The sequence below is a fragment of the Pseudaquabacterium terrae genome, from assembly GCF_013266755.1.
GTDB classification, from domain to species: domain Bacteria; phylum Pseudomonadota; class Gammaproteobacteria; order Burkholderiales; family Burkholderiaceae_C; genus Pseudaquabacterium; species Pseudaquabacterium terrae.
Genome location: NZ_JABRWJ010000037.1, coordinates 1,444 through 3,014 on the forward strand (window position 1 = coordinate 1,444; position 1,571 = coordinate 3,014).

A 1,571-nucleotide genomic window follows, 5' to 3' on the forward strand; every position below is an offset into this window, starting at 1 on the left:
GCAGCAAGGACAAGCTCGATACCGAGGCCGACTACTGGAAGAATAACCCGAAGGGGAACGACATTTACGCGTACGAGCCGGACGGCAACAACAGGGTCGGGAGCGAGGGCGGCTTCGAGTTCACGAAGAATAAGAACGGCGACTACACCTGGAAGACCCAGGACGACAGGTATGTCACCGGCGACAAGGATGCGCTCTTGGCAGAGCAGGACTACTGGAAGAACAACCCGAAGAAGGATGAAGAGACGAAGGATGAATGATGCAGAAGCCGCACGTCTCTCACTGAACCAACTCTTCGTCAATCACTGAATAGGACTTCAAAAATGGGTATCAACAACGTCTGCAACGACATCTCGAACAACCCGGCGCTGCTGCTGTCGCCGTTCCTGCTGATTCCGTCTCTGCTGAAGAACGACCAGCACAAGCATTTCCACGAGCACAAGCAGCATTGCGACCACATGCCGCACATGCCGCCGAACCTGACCACGCAGAGCGAGGGCAACGTCCACACCCCCAACGGCAGTCCCGGCATGCCCGGCGGCGCGATGCCGTTGATGAACAACCTCACGACGATGCTGCAGCAGATCACCGGCCTGCTGCAAGGCGGCATGGGCGGGGGCGGGATGCAGAACCTGGGGAACCTGTTCTCCCAACTCTCGCAGATGCTCGGTGGCGGCCAGTGCATGCCCGGCCTGGGCGGCAGCTTCGGCCAGCCGCCGATGCAGATGCCGCCGATGCAGTATGGCCAGCCGCCGGTACCGATGCAGTATGGCCAGCCGCCGATGCAGCCGCAGTATGGCCATCAGCCGGTGCCGATGCAGTATGGCCAGCCGCCGATGCAGTACCCGCCGCAAGGGTATCAGCACCAGCCGCCGATGCAACCGATGCCGACGCCGATGCCGTATGGCCAGCCGCCGATGCAGCCGATGCCGACGAGCTATCAGCCGATGCCGACGCCGATGCCCTATGGCCAGCCGATGCCCACGCCGATGCCCTATGGCCAGCCGGGCATCGGCGTCCAGCCGACCGGCATCCCGCCGAACGGCATCACGCAGACCGGCACCCCCGGCCGCATCGACCCGAAGGGCGCGCCGATCACCGACGCGAATGCCGCCACCCGCGAGCTGGCGCGCAACTTCGACCAGATCAAGGGCCCGGACGGCCGCGTCACCGCGCAGGACCTGCAGGCCTGCGTCGACGGACGCAAGACCTGCTCGCCGGAAATGCGCAACGCCGCTTCGTACATCCTGGCCAACCCCACGCTGTTCACGCAGATCGAAACCGCCGACGCCGTCAACCAGGGCAAGCCGGCCGTCGCCAACGGCCAGATCGGCGAGGGCGACATCAACGTGGCCAACCAGAAGGTGGGCGGCGCGGTGGGCGAGCAAAAGCAGCTGGAGACGCTGATGAAGCACTCCAACGACATCTTCCCGACGAAGCGCCCGGGCACGTTCAAGACCAACGAATGCCTGTCGCGCGCCGACATCCAGAAGATGGCCGACGGCGGCAAGATGCCCAGCGGCAAGCCCGCGCCGCCGGACGTGCAGCACGCCTGCCGCGAGATGCTCAAC

1 protein-coding gene and 1 pseudogene are annotated in these 1,571 nt (G+C 64.4%); both read left to right on the top strand.

Features of this window, described 5'->3' with window-relative positions; translation table 11 throughout:
* A partial coding sequence (locus HLB44_RS36535; RefSeq protein ID WP_173135769.1) for a hypothetical protein occupies positions 1-260 on the top strand: 260 nt, incomplete at its 5' end.
* Positions 261-323: 63 nt separating this feature from the next.
* Positions 324-1,571, top strand: a pseudogene (locus HLB44_RS36900) (hypothetical protein); the annotation flags it as partial.